Raw genomic sequence first — 19,450 nt, 5'->3', positions numbered from 1 at the left:
TCTCAGGGTAGACCCAAGAGATCGACATCTCCAACTCGGGAGCGTTTCCGAGGGCGTTGTCCGGCCAATCGCCAGTGGATCAATATCGTCAACCCGGTCGCCTTGTCGGGGGAGAGCGGCCCATAATGCTCCATCCGGTTCGGTCGCCGCCCTGGTGAGCCGCGCTCTGCCTGCGGGTCCGTCCGGTGTCGAGAGATGATGGAGGGCAGCGGCAGCACGGCAGGGCCGGCCGTGCACGGAGCGCCACGGCTGTCGGCCTGGCAGGCCGGCGGAAGGAGTGCCTGGATGGGTGCGACCGACGCGTCCCCTGACGCTGTCGCCCAGGCCGGGGCCGGGCCGAGCCAGCCCGGTGGGCTGCTGGACCTCCTGGGCGTGGCCGCCGTCATGCTCGACGCAAAAGGCCGGATCGCGCTGTGGAGCCCGCAGGCCGAGAAGCTCTTCGGCTGGAGCGCGCGGGAGGCCCTCGGTCGGCCCGCCGTCCGGCTGCTGGTCAAGCCCGAGCACGTCGACCTGGTGATGGAGCTGTTCGCCGGGGTGATGGCCAGCGGCGAGAGCTGGGCCGGGGTCTTCCCGGTCCGGCACAAGGACGGCAGCACCCGGCTCGTCGAGTTCCGCAACATGCGCCTCCAGGACGAGCACGGCGCCTCGTACGCCCTGGGCATCGCCACCGACCAGTCGGTGCTGCGCGAGGTCGAGCGGGACCTGGCGCTGTCGGTGCGGTTGGTGGCCCAGTCGCCGATCGGGCTGGCGGTGCTCGACACCGATCTCCGCTTCGTCATGGTCAACCCGGCGCTGGAGCGGATCAACGAGCTGCCCGCCGAGCAGCACATCGGGCGGCACGTGCGGGACGTGCTGTCGTTCCTGGAGACCGACGCCATCGAGGGGCGGATGCGCGAGGTGCTGGCCACCGGCCGGCCGCTGCTGGACGACTTCTCCGTCGGCCCGACCGCCGACCATCCCGACGCGGACCAGGCGTGGTCGGTCTCGTACTACCGGCTGGAGGACGCCAACGGGCGGGTGCTGGGCGTGGCGACCTCGGTCGTGGACGTCACCGAGCAGCACCGGGCCGCCACCGAGGCGGCCCGCGCCCGGCGGCGGCTGGCGCTCATCGCGGACGCCTCGGCGTCGGTCGGCACCACCCTCGATGTGGGCCAGACCGCCCAGGAGTTGGCCGATGCCATCGTGCCGGAGCTCGCCGACCTGGCCGCCGTCGACGTGCTCGACGCCGTCCTGGACGGTCGCCGGCCCACCGCGCTCACCCGCGGCGGCCCGGCCCGCTTCCGGGCGCTGGCGGTCGCGGCGGCCGGCGAGACGCCCGCCGTCCGGGCCGCCGACCCCACCGGGGCGCTCGCCGCCTACGAGACCGAGCGGTTGATCACCCGCTGCGTCACCGAGGCCCGCCCGGTGCTGGTCGCCGAGGTGGGCCCGGAGGAGCGGCGGCACATCGCCGCCGACGGGTCGGGCGCCGAGCTGCTGCGGGAGGCCGGGCTGCACTCCTACCTGGCGGTGCCGCTGATCGCCCGCGGTGAGGTGCTGGGCGCGCTCTCGCTCTACCGCTTGGACAACCCGGTGCCGTTCGACGAGGACGACGCGGTGCTCGCCGTCGAGCTGGCCGCCCGGGCGGCGGTCTGCATCGACAACGCCCGTTCCTACCAGAGCGAACGGCGCACCGCGCTCACCCTCCAGCGGCACCTGATGAACCACCGGCCGCCGAAGCCCACCACGATGGACATCGCCTACCGCTACCAGCCCGCCCAGGCGGCCAGCGAGGTCGGCGGCGACTGGTACGACGTCATCCCGGTCGCCGGCGACAAGACCGCACTGGTCGTCGGCGACGTCATGGGCAGCGGCATCAACGCGGCCGCCACCATGGGGCAGTTGCGCACCACGATCCGCGCGCTGGCCGACCTCGACCTGGCGCCCGCCGAGCTGCTCGACCACCTCGACCACATCGCCGGCGGGCTCGACCCGGCCTTCGCGACCTGCCTCTACGCCGTTCACGACCCGCACCGCGAGGAGTGCGTGATCGCCGTCGCCGGCCACCTCCCGCCGGTCGTGGTGCGGCCGGGCCGGCCGCCGGAGCTGCTGGACCTGCCCACGGGCGCCCCGCTCGGCGTGGGCGGTGTCGGCGAGGTGACCTTCGAGCAGACCACCGTGGAGCTGCGCGCCGGCGATCAACTGGTGCTCTACACCGACGGTTTGATCGAGACCCGCGACCAGGCCATCGACGCCCGGTTGGACCGGTTGCTGAGCCTGCTCGCCGAGCCCGAGCGGCCCCTGGAGGAGCTCTGCGACCGGCTCCTGGGCGAGCTGCGGCACGGCAACGACCACGACGACGTGGCGCTGTTGATCGCGCGGATCCAGGACGGCGACGGCTGATTTTCCCGCCCGACGAGGCGATGGCGGCGAAAGTCGCGGGCCCGTCCGCCGAAGAATCCGCAGCGCGGCAAACCTCCACGGAATCCGCGTGGATGGCGACTTTGCGGCGTGGATAAGCGAATTGGCGGTTCTGTTGGCTGCGGATTTCGTTGTCACTTGGCCTTAATGAAGTCTTGACGGGAGGGGCCCGCGGGGGTTGTATTCCGGTCACCGAAGCGGCCCCGCAGTGCCTCCGATGCGACCGCTCACCGGCACCTCCCCCACGTGCCGCCCGCTCCCTGCCCGCCAGCACCGATGGGACACGGATGACCGATATGCCCACCACGCCAGTCGCCACCGCCGCCCCGGCACCGGAAACCCGGACCGCGACACCGGCGGACAGCCCCAAACTCACCCGGTCGATCGGTGTGGTCGGCGGCACCCTGCTCACCCTGTCCTGCCTGACCCCCGCGTCCTCGCTCTTCGTCATCGTCCCGGACTCGTTCGCCACCCTGGGCACCGGCACGGCGCTGACCATCGCCATCGCGGCGGTGCTGTGCGTGGGCGTCGCCTTCACCTACTCCGAACTCGGCACCCTGATACCGAGTTCCGGCGGCGAGTACGCCATGGTCGGCACCCTGATGGGGCGGCTCGCGGGCTGGCTGGTCTTCGTGCTCTCGCTGATCGTCGTCATGATCGTGCCGCCGATCATCGCGCTGGGAACCGCCGACTACCTCGCCCCGGTCGTCCACTTGGACAAGCAGACCACCGCCGCCGCGGTGATGCTGCTGGCCACCGCCATGGGCCTGCTCGACCTGCGCGCCAACGCCTGGATCACCGGCATCTTCCTGGTACTTGAGGTGATTGCCGCGGCCGTCGTGGCTTTCCTCGGCTTCAGCCACAGCCAGCGGTCCGCGGCCACCCTCGTCCACCCCGTCATGGACGCCGGGCACGGCACCAGCACCGCGGTCACCGGGGGGCTGATCGTGACCGGGCTCGCCACCGCGCTCTTCATCCTCCAGGGCTTCTCCACCGCGGTGTACCTGGCCGAGGAGATGGAGAACCCGCGGCGCAACGTCTCCCGCACCGTGCTGTGGACGCTCGCCATCGGCGCCGCCGTCGTCCTTGTCCCGGTCGTCGCCATCACCCTCGGCGCCCCCGACCTCAAGACCCTCGCCGCCGGTGACGTCGCCGGCATGGTGCAGGGCTGGAGCAACTCCGCCGTCGGCACCTTCGTCAGCCTCTGCATCGCCCTGGCCATCATCAACGCGGCCATCGTGATGGTGATCCAGAACTCCCGGGTGGTCTTCTCCTCGGCCCGCGACGGCGCCTGGCCGGCCCCGGTCAACCGGATCTTCGCGCACGTCGGCAAGCGCTTCGGCTCCCCCTGGGCGGCCACCCTCGCGGTCGGCGTCCCCGGTGCCGCGCTGTGCTTCGCCACCCTCGACACCCTCAACGAGGTGACCGGTGTCGCCGTCGCCAGCATGTACGTCTTCGTCGCGCTGGGCGCCCTGGTCTCCCGCCGCGGCGACCACAAGCACCGGCTCGCCTGGCGGATGCCGCTGTGGCCGGTGATCCCCGCGCTGCTGGTCCTCGTCCTGGTCTGGGTGCTGTGCCAGCAGAGCGCCAGGAGCCTGCTGATCACCGGCGGGCTGATCGCGGCGGCCACCCTCTACTGGGCGCTCTACCTCCGCCCGCGGCAGGACAGCCGCTGGGTCATCTCGGTACCCGAGGACGAACTGGCCGCGGCCGCCGAGCCGGCCCGGACCTGACCGCCCGCCCTCAGCGGCCGGCGTCCGGCCGCGCCAGCGCGAGCGCGTCCAACAGCAGACACACGTGGTCGACGGCGTCCCGCCCGGCGGGGCCGTCGGCCACGCCCGCGTCGTCCAGCAGACCCGCGGTGGCCCGCAGCAGCGCCAGCAGCCCCGCGCTCACCGGCGTCGCCGGCTCGGCGGGAGCGAGGGCGGAGCGGATCTGCTCGCCGCTGAGCGGCAGCCCCGTCTCCAGGTGGCGGAAGAGCGCGACGGCGGTTTGCCGGTCGGCGTCGTTCGGCCGCCATGCTCCGCGCGCATGGTGGTCGATGAGCTCGGCCGCCCCGGCACGGATCTCCTCTGCTGCAACATGCATGCCCACGAACGTCTCATACGCTCCAGCCGGCCCCCGGAGCGGCCCCGGCCGCCCGCCGGACGCCCCCGCGCCCGGCCCGACTCCCGAGTAAGCCCCGCTGACCTGGCACATTGCCCGCGGCGCCGGGACCGACCCGCAGATCGTCGGCCGGTGCGCAACCGTCCGGGTCTGTGGGAAGAGTTACACATACACGGACATGGCAGCGCACACCCGTAGCCGGGAAACGTACCGAGAGGTTTTACTGACGCTGCTGTGCGCAGGTTCTCCGGGCCGCTGCGCCGCGCGGCGGCGGCTCGCCCACCGTATGGGGGAGGTGTAGAAAGAGGACATGGCCGGACGCTACGGCCGCCCGCGTTCGGTTCTGAGGATGCGAACTGTCGCTGGCCAGGTCTTTCTCCTGCAGGTGGCGATCGTGGTCCTGCTCGTCGCCGCCGCCATCGCGGCCCTGGTGCTGCAGTCCGGGACCGACTCCGAACGGGAGGCCCGCAACCGCTCGGTCGCGGTGGCCCAGAGCTTCGCCGGCGCCCCCGGCATGGAAGCGGCCCTCAAGAGCCCCGACCCCACCGCCGTGCTCCAGCCCCGCGCCGAGACCGTCCGCAAGGGCTCCGACGTGGACTTCCTCGTCGTGATGAACACCCACGGCATCCGCTACACCCACCCGATGACCAACCGCATCGGCAAGAAGTTCGTCGGCACGCTCGGGCCCGCGCTGGCCGGCCATGTGGTCACCGAGCAGACCACCGGCACCATCGGTCCGCTCGTGCAGGCCGTGGTGCCCGTCATCGGACACGACGGCAAGGTCGTCGGTCTGGTCTCCGCGGGCGTCACCCTCAGCAAGGTGAGCGGCGTCGCCGCCGACCAGTTCCCGCTGCTGTTCGGCTCCGCGGCCGGCGTGCTGCTGCTCACCACCGGCGGTACCGCCCTGGTCAGCCGGCGACTGCGGCGCCAGACCCACGGGTTGGGGCCGCAGGAGATGACCCGCATGTACGAGCACCACGACGCGGTGCTGCACGCGGTCCGCGAGGGCGTGCTCATCGTCCGCGGCGACGGGCGGCTGGTGCTCGCCAACGACGAGGCCCGGCGGCTGCTCGACCTCCCGCCCGACGTCGAGGGCCGCCAGGTCGCCGAGCTGGGCCTGGACCCGGCCACCGCGGCGCTGTTGGAGTCCGGCCGGGTCGTCACCGACGAGGTGCACCCGGTCGGCGACCGGCTGCTCGCGGTCAACCAGCGCTCCACCGACGACGCCGGCGGCCCGCCCAGCAGCGTCACCACCCTGCGCGACACCACCGAACTGCGGGCCCTGACCGGCCGCGCCGACCTCGCCCGCGGCCGGCTGCGGCTGCTCTACGACGCCGGCACCGAGATCGGCACCACCCTCGATGTGGTGCGCACCTGCGAGGAGTTGGCCCGGTTCGGCGCCGCCCGGTTCGGCGACATCGTCACCGTCGACCTGGCCGAGTCCGTCCTCAAGGGTGAGGAGCCGGGGACCGCCGGGCCGGCCGTGGCGATGCGCCGCACGGCCGTCGGCGGTGAGGTGCCCGACGGGTCGCTCTACCCGGTCGCCGAACCCGTCCACTTCGCACCGACCACCGCGCTCGGGGTCCGGCTGCCGGTCGGCGAGCCGGTCCTGGAGCCCGATCTGGCCGCATTCGCCGGCTGGCAGCGGCAGGACCCCGAGCGGGCCCGGCAGATCGTCGCGCACGGCATCCACTCGCTGATCGCGGTCCCGCTGCGGGCCCGCGGCGTCATCCTGGGCGCGGCCCTGTTCTGGCGCTCGCGCACCCCCGAGCCGTTCGACGAGGACGACCTCTCGCTGGCCGAGGAGCTGGTCGCCCGCGCCGCGGTGAGCATCGACAACGCCCGCCGCTACACCCGCGAGCACACCATGGCGGTCACCCTCCAGCGCAGCCTGCTGCCGCGCGCGCTGCCCGAACAGAGCGCCGTGGACGCCGCGTTCCGTTATCTGCCGGCGCAGGCCGGGCTCGGCGGGCTGGGCGGCGTCGGCGGCGACTGGTTCGACATCATCCCGCTGCCCGGCGCCCGGGTCGCCCTGGTCGTCGGCGACGTCGTCGGCCACGGTCTGCACGCCGCCGCCACCATGGGCCGGCTGCGCACCGCCGTCCACAACTTCGCCAACCTCGACGTCCCGCCCGACGAACTCCTGTGGCACCTGGACGAGTTGGTCACCCGCATCGACCAGGACGAGGGCACCGAGGCCACCGGCGAGGGCGCCAAGTCCCCGATCACCGGCGCCACCTGTCTCTACGCCATCTACGACCCGGCCGCCGGCGTCTGCACCATGGCCCGCGCCGGGCACGTCCAACCGCTACTGGTGCGGCCGGACGGCGACGCGGAGTTCCTGGAGGTGCCCGGCGGGCCGCCGCTCGGGCTCGGCGGAATGCCCTTCGACACCTGCCGGTTGGAGCTCCCGGAGGGCAGCAGCCTGGTGCTCTACACCGACGGGCTGGTCGAGGACCGCGACCGCGATATCGACGAGGGCATGGCGCTGCTGCGCCGCACCCTGGGCACCGGCCCCGGCCGCACCCCACAGGCGATGTGCGAGGCGGCGCTCGGCGCCCTGCTGCCGGACCGCCCCGCCGACGACATCGCCCTGTTGGTCGCCCGCACCCGGCGGCTGGAGGCGGCCCGGATCGCCGACTGGGACGTCCCCGTCGACCCGTCCGCGGTCGCCCAGGCCCGCGCCGCCGCGGTCCGCAAACTGATCGAATGGGGGCTGGCGGACGAGGCGTTCACCACCGAGCTGATCCTCAGCGAGCTGGTCACCAACGCCATCCGGTACGCCAGCGGCCCGATCCGCGTCCGGCTGATTCATGACCGCTCGCTGGTCTGCGAGGTGGCCGACCGCAGCAGCACCTCGCCGCACCTGCGGTACGCCGCCACCACCGACGAGGGTGGCCGCGGGCTGTTCCTGATCGCGCAGCTCGCCGAGCGGTGGGGCACCCGTTACACCGGCGACGGCAAGGTGATCTGGACCGAGCAGGCGCTGCCGGACCCGGCCCGGGTCCCGGTGGCGGCCGGCGGTCCCGGTCGCTGACCGACGGGCGCGCCGGCTGCTAACCTCACGTTGCGCGATGCGCGCAACTCTGGGCGGATGACGGCCAGTTGAGGAGCGTCGGCCTTCGGGCGGGAGGGGCGCAGTCAGATGACCGGTGGGGAACGTCCGGCCACCCGGCGCCGGCGGGAGCGGATGGTGGAGTTGCTCGGCGCGGGCGACGGCAGCGTGCACGACCTCGCCGCCGCCTTCGGCGTCTCGCTCTCCACCGTCCGCCGCGACCTGGCGGCGCTCGCCGAGGGCGGCCGGATCACCCGGACCTACGGCGGCGCGCTCGACCACCGGGCCGTCGAGCGGTCCTGGCACGACAAGGCCCGAGAGCGCCGCACGGAGAAGGCCGCCATCGCCCGGGCGGCCGCCGGCCTGGTCCGCAGCGGCGACGTGGTCCTGCTGGACGCCGGCACCACGGCGGCCCGGCTGGCGCACGAGCTGCGCGCCCGCAGCGACCTCACCGTGGTCACCAACGGGCTGTCCACGCTGGTGGAGTTGGCCGACGCGGAGGTGGAGGTGGTGGTGCTCGGCGGCCGGCTGCGGCGGCCCAACGAGTCGCTGCTGGGCACCCGCACCGACCAGGCGCTCCGCCGGCTCACCCCGGACCTCGCCTTCCTCGGCGTGGACGGCCTGGACCCGCGGCGCGGGGTCAACTGCCCGGACGCCGAACAGGCCGCGCTGAAGGAGACCATGGCGCAGTGCGCGCGGGCCGCCTGGGTGCTCGCCGACGGCTCCAAGCTGGGCGGGGGAGGGGGCTTCCCGTACTGGGCGGAGATGCCGCAGGGGACGGGGCTGATCTCGGGGGCGGGGGGATACGGGGAGGACGGTGACGGTGGTGCGGAGGGCGAGCGGCGGCTGGCGGCGTACGCGGCCGCGGGCTGGCGGGTGCTGTCGTGCGCGGAGCGGACGGACGCTGCCGTGGAGCGGCCCGGCGCCGCGGGGCGGCCGGACGCGGGCGAGCGACCGGATGCGGCGGCGCGGTCGGACCGCCGGGAGCCGTAGCCCTCGGCGGCGCACGACCCTTGACAGGCCCTCCCGGCGCTCGTCACTCTCAATGCGTGCATCGCGCAACTCACTTGCGCGGTCCGGTCATTGTGGTGCTGGTGGCGGGAGGGGAGCCCATGGCACAGGTGCTGGTGATCGGCGACGACCTGACCGGTAGCAACGCCACCGGCGCCCGCTACGCCCGGCGCGGGCTGCGGGCCGTCACCGTCGGCGACCCCGCCCGGGCGGCCCGCTACGCCCCGCTGGTGGACGTCCTCGTCGTCAACACCGCCTCCCGGCACTGGCCCGCCGCCCGCGCCTACGCCGCCGTCCGGGCCGCGGTCGAGCGCGCCTGCGCCGCCGGGGAGCCGGCGCTGGTCGTCAAGCGGGTGGACACCACGCTGCGCGGGAACCCCGGCAGCGAACTCGACGCGGTGGCCGACGCGTTGGCGGCCCGCGCCCCCGCCGCGCCGCTGCGCACCCTGGCCGTCCCCGCCTTCCCGGACGCCGGCCGCACCACGGTCGGCGGGCTGCACCTCGTCGACGGGGTACCGCTGACCCGCACGGCGGTGGCCCGCGACCCGTTCGACCCGGTGCGGCACTCCCGGGTCGCCGCCGTCCTCGGCGCGCAGAGCCGACGCACCCTGGACGAGCTGCCGTTGGACGTGGTGGAGCGCGGCCCCGACGCGGTGGTCGCGGCGCTTCGGGCGAGCCGGGCCGAGGTGGTGGTCTGCGACGCCACCGAGAACGCCCATCTGCTCACGGTCGCCCGGGCCGCCGCGTCCCTCGCCGCCGCGGATGGTACCCGCTGGCTGGCCCTGGACTCCGGGCCGTTCGGCGCCGCCCTCGCCGACGCGCTCGGCATCCGTCCCGCGGCGGCCCCGGTCCGGGTGCTCGCCGTCGTCGGCAGCGTCACCGACCGCACCGGCACCCAACTCGCCCGCGCCGAGGCGGCACTTGACGCCCGTTGGATCGGCCTCGACCCGGAACGCCCGGACGTGGCACGGGTGTTGGCCGGACTGCGTTCCGCGGCGGCGGAGGGAGCGACCGTCCTTGGCGTCAACGTGCTGCCCACCGCCGGCAGTTCGGCCAGTGCGGCACCCGACCCGGACGCCGCCGCGGGCCTGTTGCGTTGCCTGGCCGAGGTCGCCCGGTGCGCGGTGGCCGGGCTGCGCCCCGGCGGGCTCTACGCCTCGGGCGGCGACGTCGCCGCCGCGGTCACCGCCGCGCTGGGCGCCGACGGCTTCGCCATCGACCGCGAGGTGCTGCCGCTGGCCGTCGCCGGACACCTGGTCGGCGGCCCCCACGACGGACTGCCCTTCGCCACGAAGGGCGGGCTGATCGGCGGGCCGGACGCGGCCCGCGACTGCCTGGAACACCTCCGCGCGGCCGGCACCCGCACCGCGCCCACCCCGCGCCCACCCCGGAAAGGCGACCGATGACGACAGCAGATGCGTTGAACCGTCAGGCACCGAAAGAGCGTCAACTCCCCCTTCTTGCCGTGACGTTGGGTGACCCGGTCGGTATCGGGCCGGAGATCACCGCGCGTACCCTCGCCGATCCGGCGAGCGCCGGGCTCGGGCGCGGCTTGGCGGTCGGCGACGCCGCCGTGCTGCGCCGCGCCGTCGAGGTCTGTGGGCTCGACGTCCGGGTCAACCCGGTCGGCGCGCCCGGCGAGGCGCGGTTCGAGCCCGGCACCATCGACGTGCTGGATCTGGGGATCGCCCCCGCGGACCTGCCCTGGGGGCGGGTCGACGCGGTCGCCGGTCGCTCCGCGGTGGCCGCGATCGAGGCCGCGACCCGGGCCGCACTGGCCGGCGAGGTGGACGCCGTCGTCACCGCCCCGGTCAACAAGGAGGCCATCTGGGCGGCCGGTTCGCGGCACCTGGGGCACACCGAGATGCTCGGCGAACTGACCGGCGCCGCCCGGGTGGACACCATGTTCGTGGTCCGCGGCCTGAAGATCTTCTTCACCACCCGCCACCTCGCGCTCCGCAAGGCCCTGGACCAGCTCACCGAGGAACGGGTCGGCGCGAGCATCCGGCACGCGGTCACCGCGCTACGGGTCTTCGGCCACGACCGGCCCCGGCTCGCGGTCGCCGCGGTCAATCCGCACGGCGGCGAGGGCGGGCACTTCGGCGACGAGGAGATCACCGTGCTCGGCCCGGCGGTGGCCAAGGCGCGCGCCGAGGGCCTGGACGTGACCGGGCCGGTCCCTGCCGACTCGGTCTTCCACCAGGGCCTCGAAGGTCGCTTCGACGGGGTGCTGTCGCACTTCCACGACCAGGGCCACATCCCCGCCAAGACCGTGGACTTCGCCGGCACGGTGTCCGTCACCGTCGGCCTGCCGATCCTGCGGACGTCCGTGGACCACGGCACCGCCTTCGACCTCGCCGGCAGCGGACGGGCCTCGCACGCGACCATGGCGGCCGCCTTCCGCGCCGCCGCCGACCTCAGCCGCCATACGGACCGGATGCGCGCCGCCTACGGGACGGCAGCCGCCCGATGACCGACGCTCCCCGGGCCGGCGACGTCACGGGCGGCGCCGCGCCCCCGGCCAAGCGCTGGGTCTATGTCATCCCGGTCGCCGCCATCATGTACATGCTGGCGTACCTGGACCGGAACAACGTCTCCGTCGTCCTCCCCTACATGCACGGCGACCTGGACCTCTCCAACGCCGACAAGGGCCTGGCCGGCGGCATCTTCTTCGTCGGCTACGTCTTCCTCCAGATCCCGGCCGCGGTGCTCGCCCAGCGGTGGAGCGCCCGGAAGACCGTCCTGATCCTCATGGTCGCCTGGGGCGTCTCCGCGATGCTGTCCGGACTGGTGCAGACCCGGGCCCAGTTCTACGTCGCGCGGTTCGTGCTGGGCTTCTTCGAGGGCGGCGTCTGGCCGGCCGTGCTGATCCTGCTCGCCTCGTGGTTCCCGCTTCGCGAGCGGGCCCGCGCCAACGCCCTGTGGATGGCCTGCCTGCCGCTCTCGTCGGTGCTGATGGCGCCGCTGTCCGGCTGGATGCTGGACCACGCGAGTTGGCGCTGGGTGCTCGTCCTCCAGGGAGTGCCGCCGCTGCTGTGGGCGGTGGTCTGGTGGTTCGCGGTCGCCGACCGTCCCGCGCGGGCCCGTTGGATCTCCCGTGCGGAGGCCGACCACCTGGAGCGCGCGCTCGCCGCCGACGAGGCCGCCAAGCCCCCTGCGGGCGGCGGTTCTTACCTCGGCGCGGTCCGCCAGCGCTCCGTCCTGGTCCTGATCGGCGTCTACTTCTTCTGGATCACCGGCTTCTACGGCTTCAGCCTGTGGCTGCCGGCCGTCATCAAGGAGCTCACCCACAACGGCTCGGCCACCGAGGTCGGGCTGCTGACCGCGATCCCGTTCGCCGTCGCCCTGGCCGTGATGATCGCCAACGCGGCCTGGTCCGACCGCACCGGCCGCCGACGGCAGGCGGTCGCCCTCCCCCTGGTCGTGGGTATCGCCGCCCTCCTCCTGGGGCAGGCGGTGCACGGCGCACTGCCGCGCATGGTGCTGCTCTGCCTCACCGCCGCCGCGGTCTACGCGCCCTACGGCCCCTTCTGGGCGATCCCCGGCCAGCTCCTCCGCTTCGAGGTGGTGGCGGTGGCGATGGGCCTGATCAATGCGCTGGGCAACCTCGGCGGCTTCGCCGGCCCGTACCTGGTGGGCTGGCTCACCGACGCCACCGGGAGCAGCCTGACCGGCTTCGCGGTGCTCGCCGGATTCCTGGCCGTTGCGGTCATTCTGGTGACGCTCGGGTTGCGACCGGGCTCGTCATTGCCTCAGGGTCGCGCCGCGGAGATCCCTAGCACGACGATCAACTCACCGACATTCAAAGAGAGTTGACGGAGCGGAGGTTCGGCGGTGGTGGGGGCGGGGTGCGGTGGTCTCCGGGGTGGCTCACACGATTGGCGGTAAGGAAGGTTTTAATAGCTTTCGCGAGGGTGATTCCTGAAAAGGTCGATATCACCCCTCGATACTCCTGAGGAGCAGACATGCGCATCCGCGCCGCGATCGCAGCCAGCGCCCTGGCCACCACCATCGTCCTGGGTGGGGCGAGTGCCGCACTCGCCGGTGGGAAGCACCACCACGACCACTACGGCAAGGGCTGGTTCGCCGGCCGCTCGTTTGACGCGGCCGTCATCGAAGGAAACCCGGTCTTCCACGACGGCGCCAACAAGGGCGGCTTCGAGCACGGCAGGGAGCACCACGGCAAGAAGTGAGCGGCATAGCTCCTGCGCGACGTAATCGGACACAGCAACAGCGGATGCCGGTCGGGAACCACCTGCGGGTGGCCCGGCCGGCATCCGTCGTATGGGGCGCCGGATCGCCGGCCGCGCGCTCAGGCGTGGGACGAGGGCCGGTCCGCGAGGACCGCCACGGCCGGCGTTCGGTAGTCGGCGCGTTGTCGTCGCGTACGGGGAGTTGAGCCTCGGGTGTCGGCCAACGGGTGGCTGGTTTCGGCTTGTTCCTTTCAGGGGCATGAACGGGGCGTTCATCAAACCGTTGAAGCGGATAGGGGTGGGTGGGCGCCGCGCGGGACCGCCTCGGACGCCCGCAGTGGGAAGCAGTGCGACGGAAGGAAGGCATGCGATGGGCAGGGCCACGGCCGTCAACGGCGTACTCGACGTACCCGTCATCGACATCTCCGCCTGGGGCGACGGGTCCGCCGCCGACCGGGCCGGCATCGCCGCCGAGGTCGACCGGGCGGCGCGCACCGTCGGATTCATGCAGATCAGAGGGCACGGCATCCCCGAGGGCGCGGCGCGGGAGTTCGCGTCGGCGCTGGACGCGTTCTTCGGCCTCCCGGTGGACCGGAAGAAGGCGCTGCGCGCCCCGTCGCCGGAGGTCAACCGCGGCTACACCCCGCCGCGCACCGAGAAGCTCAGCCTGAGCCTGGGCGTCCCCGCGGCAGCCGAGGACCTCTTCGAGGCGTTCAACGTCGGGGCGGAGGCCGCCGCGTTCCCCGGGCTCGTCCTGCCCGCGGCGCACTATCCGGCCAACATCTGGCCCCAACTGCCGGGATTCCGGGCGGAGGTGGAGGAGTGGTGCGCACAGGCCGGCGGGCTCGCCAGACGGCTGACCGGGATCTTCGCGCACGCCCTGGGGCTGGCGACGGACTACTTCGCACCGTTCACCGATCACTCCCTCGACGTGCTCCGGATGAACAACTACCAGCTTCCCGAGCACGAACTCGTCGTCGACCGCGACCAGATGGGGATGGGCGCCCACACCGACTACGGCATCGTCACCGTGCTGTGGGCCGACCGGGTCCCCGGGCTCCAGATCCTGGACACCAAGGGCCGCTGGCACGACGTGCTCCCCGAGCCGGGGTGTCTGCTGGTCAACCTCGGGGACCTGCTGGCCCGTTGGACCAACGACCGGTGGCTGTCCACGCTGCACCGGGTGCTGCCGCCGACCGACGCGCGGGGGCGGGTGGTGCGCCGCCGCTCCGCCGCGTTCTTCCACGACGGCAACTGGGACGCCGAGATCAGCTGCCTACCCGGCTGCGTCCCCGCCGGCGCCGCGCCGCTCTACCCGCCCACGACGGTCGGCCAACACCTCGCCGAGAAACTGGGCGGCTCGCGCGCCGGCAAGCCCAACGCCAACTCGCCTCGCGAGGCCGCTCGACTGCGCGCAGCCCGGGGTGAGTGAGGCGCCCCTCCCTCCGGGGCGCTGGTGGTTGCCCTCGGGCTCCATCTGGTCTTCCGGCATGGTCGGCGCCGGGGTGAGGAGGTGTCGGCGGCGGTGTGACGGGCGGTCAGTCCAGGCCCTGGATTCGTCGGGCGACCCGGGTGTGGTCCCGCAACTTCTCGTCCAGGGAGGGGAGTTGGGGTTCGCAGCAGTCGACCAGGACCCGGCCGCCGACGACGGTGGTCCAGGCGCGGGACGGGGCGCAGCGTAGCCACGCCTCGACCGGGTCGGTGAGCGCTCCGGCCAGTGCCACCTGCGGGGTGTCCCAGACGACGAGGTCGCCGCAGGCGCCCGGGCGCAGGTGGCCCAGCTCGTCGGCCCGGCCCAGGCAGCGGGCCGAGCCGCGGGTGGCGATGTCCAGCGCGTCCCGGGCGGTCATCGCCGCCGGGCCGCCGCGGTACCGCCCGAGCAGCAGCGCACCACGGGCCTCCAGCCACAGCGAGGCGTGGTCGGTGGAGGCGGAGCCGTCGCAGCCGAGCCCGACCGGCATGCCGAGGGCGCGCATCTCCTGGACGGCCGCGGTGCCGCCCGCGATCAGCATGTTGGAGCTGGGGCAGTGCGCCACCCCGACGCCCGCCGCGGCGAGCCGGGCGCGCTCGGCCCGGTCGGGGTGGATGCAGTGCGCGACCCAGGTGCGGTCGGTCATCCAGCCCACGGACTCGAAGTACTCGACCGGCCGGCAACCGTAGATCTGCCGGCAGTACGCGTCCTCGTCCGGGTCCTCGGCGAGGTGGGTGTGCAGCCGGACGTCCAGGCGCTCGGCCAACTCGGCGGTGGCGGCCATCAGTTCGCGGGTCACCGAGAACGGCGAGCAGGGCGCGAGGGCGACCCGGGTCAGCGCGCCCGGACGCGGGTCGTGGTGGGTGCGCACGAGGCGTTCGCTGTCCTCCAGCACCTCGTCGGCGGTCTGGGTGACCGAGCGGGGCGGCAGGCCGCCGTCCTCCGTCGAGCGGGTCATCGAGCCCCGGGTGGCGTGGAAGCGGAAGCCGAGGTCGGCGGCGGTGCGGATCTGGGCGTCGATCAGGCGGGGCCGCGGGTGGACGTAGTGGTGGTCCATCGAGGTGGTGCAGCCGCCCATGAGCAGCTCGGCGATGCCGACGTAGGTGGAGAGGTGGACGGCCTCCTCGTCGAGCGCCGCCCACCGGGGGTAGAGGGTGGTGAGCCAGGTGAAGAGGGTGCCGTTGACGGCGGGGGCGTAGGCGCGGGTGAGGTTCTGGTAGAGGTGGTGATGGGTGTTGATCAGGCCGGGGGTGACCAGGCGGCCGGTGGCGCGCAGGGTGCGGGCGGCCCGCTCCGGCTCGGTGCCGGCGTGGCCGTACGCGGCGACGCGGCCGTTTCGCAGGGCGATCCAGCCGCCGGGGAGTTCGGTGTCGCCGTCGACGACCAGCAGGCGGGCGTCCCGGACGAGCAGGTCGCAGTCGGCGGGGGTGGTGAAGTCATGGTGCTGGCCGGTGCGTTGGGGGTCGGGCATGGGGGCTCCTTGAGGCGGTGTGCCGGGGCGCCGGCACGGGGCTCGGGGTGCGCGCGGGCCCTGTACCGGTGTGCTGCGCGGACACCGGATCGGCACCGCCGGGGCGGCCGGCGGGCGGGCGCTCCTCCTTCTTCCGGACGGGTCAACTCGACGGCGGATGGCCGTCGTTGGAGCCCTGCCCGGATTCCCGCGGACCAGTCGCGGCGCGGGCGGGCGGTGCGGGTTGGGGCTCGGCGGGCAGCGGGCGCCGCAGGACGTAGCCGCCGACCGTGACCGCCACCGCGATGACGCAGCCTGCGAACGTCAACCCGGCGCCGCGCAGCCCCAGTTGCAGGGTGAGCGCGCCGACGCCCACCACCGGCAGCGAGATGCCGAGGTAGGCGACGAGGAAGAAGGCGGAGAGCGTGCCGCCGCGGTGTTCCGGCGGGGCGGCGGCGCTCACCGCGGTGAGCCCGGCACGGAACGCCAGGCCCTGCCCGGTGCCGCCGCACAGCGCGCCGACGACCAGTACGGGCAGCGAGGTCACCGCGAGCGAGGTGCCGACCAGGACCAGTCCCAGCACCAGGACCAGGCAGCCGACCGGGAGGGCGGTGCGGGCGCCGATCCGGCCGGTCAGTGACTGGCCGAGGGTGGAGCCGAGGAAGACCGTGCAGACGACCGCCCCGGAGACCGCGAGGTTGTGCTCGCCGAGGGTCCCCGCGACGAAGCTGGGGGCGATGGCGGTGAACAGCCCCAGCAGGGCGAAGCCGGCGAACGCGGCGACCGCGGCCGGCGCGAAGACCCCGCGGACCCCGGGCGGCACCACCAGCCCCTGGGGGCGCAGCGAACGCGGCCGCCGCGGGTGCGCGACGGTCTCCGGCAGCAGCCAGGTCACCACGGCGGCGACGGCCAGCAGGAGCAGGTGGACGAGGAAGGGCAGGGCCAGCGGCCGGGGCGCGTACTGGGCGAGCAGCCCGGACAGCAGCGGGCCGCAGCCCAGGCCGCCCATGTTGGCGGCGGTGGCGGCGAAGCCGGCCGCGGACTCCCGGCCGGGGCGGGCCAGTTCGAGGACGGCGGCGGTGGCGGCGCCGCTGAACAGTCCGGCGGCGAAGCCGGACAGCACCCGGCCGAGCAGCAGCAGCGGCAGCCCGCCCTCGAAGAGGAAGCACAGGGCGCTCGCCGCGGACAGGCCCAGCGCGGCGAAGAGCACCGGGCGCCGGCCGGTGGTGTCGGAGAGGTTGCCGGCGCCAAACAGGACGGCGATCACGCCGAGGGCGTAGGTGGCGAAGACCACGGTCACCATCAGCTCGGAGAAGCCGAGTTGTTGGCGGTAGAGCCCGTAGAGCGGGGTGGGCAGGGTCGTTCCCGCCATGCCGATCGCGAAGACGGCCGCCGCGGCGGGGCTGCCGGGCCGGCGGCCCCGGCCGGTGCGCAGGGTCATGGCGTCAACGTACCCGCGCCCCGGCCGGGTCGGACCGCGGCGGCCCCGCGCGCGGGGGGCCGCCGGTCCGGTCGGCTCAGCGCCGGGTCACCGCTTGGGGGTGTTGGCGGCGGTGACGTTGACGGCGGCCCAGGCGCGGTCGACCGTCTTGTACGCGGTGCTGCCCGCGCCGTAGAGGTCCTTGGCGGCCTGGAGGGTGGCGGTCCGGGCGCCGTGGAAGTCGGTCGTGGAGACCATGTAGCGGGTGAGCGCCCGGTAGAAGATCGCCGTGGCCTTGTCCCGGCCGATGCCGGTGACCTTGGCGCCGTCGTAGGTGGGGGAGTCGTAGGCGACCTTGCCGATGGTCTTCTTGCCGCTGCCCTCGGCCAGCAGGTAGAAGGCGTGCGAGGAGACGCCGGAGCCGGCGTGCACCTCGGTGTCGTAGGTCTCCTTCGACCAGTAGTCGACGGTGCCTTCGAGCTTGTCCAGGGACGGCCTGTCCAGGCGGCGCAGGAACTTCTGGGCCAGGCCCAGCTTTTCGCCCATCAGGTAGTTCGGCGGGTTCTTGGGGTTGTTCGTGGCGAACTCCACCGCGGTGCCGAAGATGTCGGCGAGCGACTCGTTGAGCGCGCCCGGCTCGCCGAACTGGTGGCCCTCGGCGTCGACGCGGGTGGGCTGGAGGTTCGCGGTGGCGTTGACCACGCCGTGGGTCAGCTCGTGGCCGGTGACGTCCAGGACGACCAGCGGCTTGCTGAACAACTGGCCGTCGCCGTCGCCGTAGAGCATGCAGCCGTAGTCCGGGGACCAGAAGGCGTTGCCGACCTTCTCGCCGTAGTGGACCAGGGCGTGCGCGCCGGCGCCGTCGTTCTTGATGCCGTTGCGGCCGAAGGTCTTCTTGTAGAAGTCCAGGGTGCTGGTGATGCCGTACTGGGCGTCGACCGCGGCGGTGGTCCGGTCGGTGGTGGTGCCGTTGCCCCACCGGTTGGTGCCGTTGGTGACGGGCTTGCCCGCGCTGAACTTGTCGAGCGCCCTGCCGCCGGCGTCGCGGGTCTCGGTGTTGCCGCGGGTGGTGTCCTTCAGCACGAAGGCGTTCTTGGCGGTCTGGGTGGTGGAGAGCGGGACCGTGCCGACGAAGAGGGCGGCGCCGCTGCCGGTGGCCGGGGCCGGGTAGCGGCCGGCCGCGGGCTTGTCGGGGGCGGACGGGGTGACCCGCGCCGCGGCCCCGGGGTTCGGGCGCTCGCCGCGCTTGCGGAGCTCGTGCAGGACGGAGGGCGACAGGAACGGCTCGTTGACCGGGACGTTGCTGAGGACCTTGCCGCTGTCGGCGTCGAGGACGACGGTGCGGGCGCCGCCGCCGTCCGCGGTGCGGCTGTCGTCGACCTGCACCTGGTAGGCGAGCGCGGTGCGGCCGCCGCGGGCGTCGACGACGAGTTGGGGCGCGCCGGCGGTGCCCTGGGCCACCGAGGCGGCCTTGGCGGCGGCCTGACGGCTCGACAACTGCGGCTTGGCGGAGGGGAGTTCGACCTGGTGGCCGGCGGCCCGGGTCACGCCCTGGTAGCCGGAGTCGGCGCCGAGGTGGATGACCAGGTCGCCGCCGAGTACCGGCATGCCCCGGTGGACGCGGACGAACCGCACGTGGCGGCGGCCGTCGGGGTCGACCAGGGTGTCGGTGGCCTTGAGGGTGTCCTGCTTGTTGACGCCGGTCGTGGCGGAGTGGGCGTAGGCGGCGGCGCGGGCCGCGTCCACCAGCGAGGGGGTGCCGGTGGTCGAGGGGGTGGCGGGGGCGGCGACGGCGGCGCCCGCGGTGAGGGTGGCGGCCGTGGTGACGGCCAGGGCTATCGCCAGGTGGCGGCTGCGTATGTGGGGTCTACGCACAGATTCGTTCCCTTTGCGCTGTGGGCGGTGGAATGTGCCAACCGCCCGTACACGCGGTGGTGTTGCGCACCGCGGGGGCCGTCCGGCCCCGCACAGACCCTGATATGTCTGCCATGGGCATGTAAAGAGAAATGATCAATTTTCCATGCCAAGCAATCAAAAATTGACAATTGATCAGCGATGGGTAGTCAGAAGATGACCAATCGTGTTCTGGGGGAGGGGACGCGAGGAGGCGCGCCACGGTTGCCCGGCGCGGGACGGGAGTTGCCGGTCACGACGGAGCGGCGCACGACGGGACGGCGCACGACGAAGGCCGGGGCGGCGGTTGCCGTCCCGGCCTCAAGGTGATCGGGGGTGCGCGGCCCGCGCCGCGCGGCCGCTAGTGCTGTGACCGGAAACGATCACCGGGTTGGTGTCGACCGACCTTGCACCGGTTGGATGTGACGACACGTCCGATCGGTGCGGGGAGGGT

At 73.6% G+C, this 19,450-nt stretch carries 13 protein-coding genes; 9 read left to right on the top strand and 4 right to left on the bottom strand.

Annotation, left to right across the window (positions count from 1 at the left end; genetic code table 11):
- Positions 1–285 precede the first annotated feature (285 nt).
- Together ACFVFQ_RS33100 and ACFVFQ_RS33095 are read left to right on the top strand one after the other, a co-directional pair.
- Complete coding sequence (locus tag ACFVFQ_RS33100; protein ID WP_383423217.1) at positions 286–2,379, top strand: SpoIIE family protein phosphatase; 2,094 nt, start codon at positions 286–288, stop codon at positions 2,377–2,379.
- 305 nt (positions 2,380–2,684) lie between these two features.
- A complete protein-coding gene (locus ACFVFQ_RS33095) occupies positions 2,685–4,130 on the top strand; it encodes an APC family permease (RefSeq protein ID WP_383423215.1) in 1,446 nt (481 codons plus the stop codon).
- Between the two features lie 10 nt (positions 4,131–4,140).
- Here ACFVFQ_RS33095 and ACFVFQ_RS33090 read toward each other — a convergent pair whose 3' ends face one another.
- Entirely contained in the window at positions 4,141–4,485 is a 345-nt protein-coding gene (locus tag ACFVFQ_RS33090) for a hypothetical protein (RefSeq protein ID WP_383423213.1), read from the bottom strand.
- Positions 4,486–4,813: 328 nt separating this feature from the next.
- Between ACFVFQ_RS33090 and ACFVFQ_RS33085 the strand changes: the two genes are divergently transcribed.
- From ACFVFQ_RS33085 to ACFVFQ_RS33055, 7 genes are all read left to right on the top strand, one after another.
- Positions 4,814–7,540, top strand: a complete 2,727-nt coding sequence (locus tag ACFVFQ_RS33085; protein WP_383423211.1) for a SpoIIE family protein phosphatase — start codon at positions 4,814–4,816, stop codon at positions 7,538–7,540.
- Between the two features lie 108 nt (positions 7,541–7,648).
- Positions 7,649–8,551, top strand: a complete 903-nt coding sequence (locus ACFVFQ_RS33080) for a DeoR/GlpR family DNA-binding transcription regulator (protein ID WP_383423209.1) — start codon at positions 7,649–7,651, stop codon at positions 8,549–8,551.
- Between the two features lie 119 nt (positions 8,552–8,670).
- On the top strand, positions 8,671–9,975 hold the full coding sequence (locus ACFVFQ_RS33075; protein WP_383423207.1) for a four-carbon acid sugar kinase family protein: 1,305 nt from the start codon (positions 8,671–8,673) through the stop codon (positions 9,973–9,975).
- Positions 9,972–11,042 (top strand): 4-hydroxythreonine-4-phosphate dehydrogenase PdxA, encoded by a 1,071-nt coding sequence (pdxA, locus tag ACFVFQ_RS33070; RefSeq protein ID WP_383423205.1) that lies wholly within the window; start codon positions 9,972–9,974, stop codon positions 11,040–11,042. Before ACFVFQ_RS33075 ends, pdxA begins: the two co-directional genes overlap by 4 nt.
- Positions 11,039–12,385 (top strand): MFS transporter, encoded by a 1,347-nt coding sequence (locus ACFVFQ_RS33065; protein WP_383423203.1) that lies wholly within the window; start codon positions 11,039–11,041, stop codon positions 12,383–12,385. Before pdxA ends, ACFVFQ_RS33065 begins: the two co-directional genes overlap by 4 nt.
- 149 nt (positions 12,386–12,534) lie before the next feature.
- Positions 12,535–12,762, top strand: coding sequence for a hypothetical protein (locus ACFVFQ_RS33060; protein ID WP_383423201.1), 228 nt, complete (start codon positions 12,535–12,537; stop codon positions 12,760–12,762).
- A gap of 370 nt (positions 12,763–13,132) precedes the next feature.
- Entirely contained in the window at positions 13,133–14,194 is a 1,062-nt protein-coding gene (locus tag ACFVFQ_RS33055; RefSeq protein WP_383423199.1) for an isopenicillin N synthase family dioxygenase, read from the top strand.
- Positions 14,195–14,300: 106 nt separating this feature from the next.
- Here ACFVFQ_RS33055 and ACFVFQ_RS33050 read toward each other — a convergent pair whose 3' ends face one another.
- The 3 genes from ACFVFQ_RS33050 to ACFVFQ_RS33040 all read right to left on the bottom strand — a co-directional run bounded on the left by ACFVFQ_RS33050 (position 14,301) and on the right by ACFVFQ_RS33040 (position 18,978).
- A complete protein-coding gene (locus ACFVFQ_RS33050) occupies positions 14,301–15,704 on the bottom strand; it encodes an 8-oxoguanine deaminase (RefSeq protein ID WP_383423197.1) in 1,404 nt (467 codons plus the stop codon).
- A 142-nt stretch (positions 15,705–15,846) separates the two neighbouring features.
- Entirely contained in the window at positions 15,847–17,124 is a 1,278-nt protein-coding gene (locus ACFVFQ_RS33045) for an MFS transporter (protein WP_383423195.1), read from the bottom strand.
- An 87-nt stretch (positions 17,125–17,211) separates the two neighbouring features.
- A complete protein-coding gene (locus ACFVFQ_RS33040; protein ID WP_383423193.1) occupies positions 17,212–18,978 on the bottom strand; it encodes a M4 family metallopeptidase in 1,767 nt (588 codons plus the stop codon).
- Positions 18,979–19,450 lie beyond the last annotated feature (472 nt).

This window comes from Streptomyces sp. NPDC057743 (assembly GCF_042798755.1).
Classification (GTDB): domain Bacteria; phylum Actinomycetota; class Actinomycetes; order Streptomycetales; family Streptomycetaceae; genus Streptomyces.
This window is presented reverse-complemented; position numbering and strand designations above follow the sequence as displayed.

Bases quoted from the DNA above. Each gene is read 5' to 3' on its own strand.
- ACFVFQ_RS33100 (WP_383423217.1), top strand. From the start codon at position 286: ATGGGTGCGACCGACGCGTCCCCTGACGCTGTCGCCCAGGCCGGGGCC.
- ACFVFQ_RS33095 (WP_383423215.1), top strand. From the start codon at position 2,685: ATGACCGATATGCCCACCACGCCAGTCGCCACCGCCGCCCCGGCACCG.
- ACFVFQ_RS33090 (WP_383423213.1), bottom strand. From the start codon at position 4,485: ATGCATGTTGCAGCAGAGGAGATCCGTGCCGGGGCGGCCGAGCTCATC.
- ACFVFQ_RS33085 (WP_383423211.1), top strand. From the start codon at position 4,814: ATGGCCGGACGCTACGGCCGCCCGCGTTCGGTTCTGAGGATGCGAACT.
- ACFVFQ_RS33080 (WP_383423209.1), top strand. From the start codon at position 7,649: ATGACCGGTGGGGAACGTCCGGCCACCCGGCGCCGGCGGGAGCGGATG.
- ACFVFQ_RS33075 (WP_383423207.1), top strand. From the start codon at position 8,671: ATGGCACAGGTGCTGGTGATCGGCGACGACCTGACCGGTAGCAACGCC.
- pdxA (WP_383423205.1), top strand. From the start codon at position 9,972: ATGACGACAGCAGATGCGTTGAACCGTCAGGCACCGAAAGAGCGTCAA.
- ACFVFQ_RS33065 (WP_383423203.1), top strand. From the start codon at position 11,039: ATGACCGACGCTCCCCGGGCCGGCGACGTCACGGGCGGCGCCGCGCCC.
- ACFVFQ_RS33060 (WP_383423201.1), top strand. From the start codon at position 12,535: ATGCGCATCCGCGCCGCGATCGCAGCCAGCGCCCTGGCCACCACCATC.
- ACFVFQ_RS33055 (WP_383423199.1), top strand. From the start codon at position 13,133: ATGGGCAGGGCCACGGCCGTCAACGGCGTACTCGACGTACCCGTCATC.
- ACFVFQ_RS33050 (WP_383423197.1), bottom strand. From the start codon at position 15,704: ATGCCCGACCCCCAACGCACCGGCCAGCACCATGACTTCACCACCCCC.
- ACFVFQ_RS33045 (WP_383423195.1), bottom strand. From the start codon at position 17,124: ATGACCCTGCGCACCGGCCGGGGCCGCCGGCCCGGCAGCCCCGCCGCG.